General features: G+C 69.7%; 1 protein-coding gene and 1 other RNA gene. Both read left to right on the forward strand.

What is annotated here, in order from left to right:
• Positions 1–153: 153 nt before the first annotated feature.
• Positions 154–252, forward strand: an RNA gene (gene ffs, locus WH07_RS36755) — signal recognition particle sRNA small type.
• A 50-nt stretch (positions 253–302) separates the two neighbouring features.
• On the forward strand, positions 303–1,626 hold a 1,324-nt coding region (locus WH07_RS30700; RefSeq protein ID WP_046507227.1), incomplete at its 3' end, for a DNA polymerase III subunit gamma and tau.

Here is a 1,626-nt window from a genome sequence, read left to right on the forward strand (position 1 = left end):
GGATACGAGATTCGAACTCGTGAGGGGTTGCCCCCAACACGCTTTCCAAGCGTGCGCCCTAGGCCTCTAGGCGAATCCTCCGCCGCAAACAATACAAGACGCTGAGGCGTGATCGCGAACTCGTTGTGGGGGGTGGGGATCGGGTAGGGTGGGCGCAGCCCCTCACGTGGCGCTATCTGACTGAACTCCCCCAGGGCCGGAAGGCAGCAAGGGTAGGTCGGCTCTGGCGGGTGCGTGGGGGGCGCTTGCGTTGGGGTGGTGGTACGGGCGCGTTGTCGGAGGGGGCCGATATCGTCGTAGGTGTGTCGTCTCTTGCGCTGTACCGCCGCTATCGACCCGAGTCCTTCGCCGAGGTCATCGGGCAGGAGCATGTCACCGACCCGCTGCAGCAGGCGCTGCGGAACAACCGGGTCAACCATGCGTACCTGTTCAGCGGGCCCCGTGGCTGTGGGAAGACGACCAGTGCGCGCATCCTCGCCCGCTGTCTGAACTGCGCGGAGGGGCCCACGCCGACGCCGTGCGGGGAGTGCCAGTCCTGCCGGGACCTCGCGAGGAACGGGCCGGGGTCGATCGATGTCATCGAGATCGACGCCGCTTCACACGGTGGCGTGGACGACGCCCGTGATCTGCGCGAGAAGGCGTTCTTCGGCCCGGCGAGCAGTCGTTACAAGATCTACATCATCGACGAGGCGCACATGGTCACCTCGGCGGGGTTCAACGCCCTGCTGAAGGTGGTCGAGGAGCCGCCCGAGCATCTCAAGTTCATCTTCGCGACCACCGAGCCGGAGAAGGTCATCGGGACGATCCGGTCGCGTACGCACCACTATCCGTTCCGGCTCGTGCCGCCCGGGACGCTGCGCGACTATCTCGGCGAGGTGTGCGGCAAGGAGCGGATCCCCGTCGAGGACGGGGTGCTGCCCCTGGTCGTACGGGCCGGTGCCGGATCCGTGCGTGACTCGATGTCCGTCATGGACCAGTTGCTGGCGGGCGCGGCCGAGGACGGGGTCACGTACGCGATGGCGACGGCCCTGCTCGGTTATACGGACGGGTCGCTGCTCGATTCGGTGGTGGACGCGTTCGCGGCGGGCGACGGGGCCGCGGCGTTCGAGGTCGTGGACCGGGTGATCGAGGGTGGCAACGACCCGCGGCGCTTTGTCGCCGATCTGCTGGAGCGGCTGCGTGACCTGGTCATCCTGGCCGCCGTGCCGGACGCGGGGGAGAAGGGGCTGATCGACGCGCCCGCCGATGTCGTCGAGCGGATGACCGCGCAGGCGTCGGTGTTCGGTGCGGCGGAGCTGAGCCGGGCGGCCGATTTGGTCAACACTGGGTTGACGGAGATGCGGGGAGCGACCTCACCGCGGCTCCAGTTGGAGCTGATCTGCGCGCGGGTGCTGCTGCCCGCGGCCTTCGACGACGAGCGTTCGGTGCAGGCACGGCTCGACCGGCTGGAGCGAGGCGCGGCGGCGGCCGCCACGGTGCAGGGCGCCGCGTTCTCGGGCGGCGGGCCGGGCCCGGCGATGGGGTACGTACCGGGGCCGGAGGCGCACACTCCCGTACTGCCGGGGCCGCACGCTCCCGTACCGCCTCCGATGCCTGCCGGACCGGCCGTACCGCCCAGTGCCCCCG

It is taken from the genome of Streptomyces odonnellii (assembly GCF_000981895.1).
In the GTDB taxonomy this organism is placed as follows: Bacteria; Actinomycetota; Actinomycetes; order Streptomycetales; family Streptomycetaceae; genus Streptomyces; species Streptomyces odonnellii.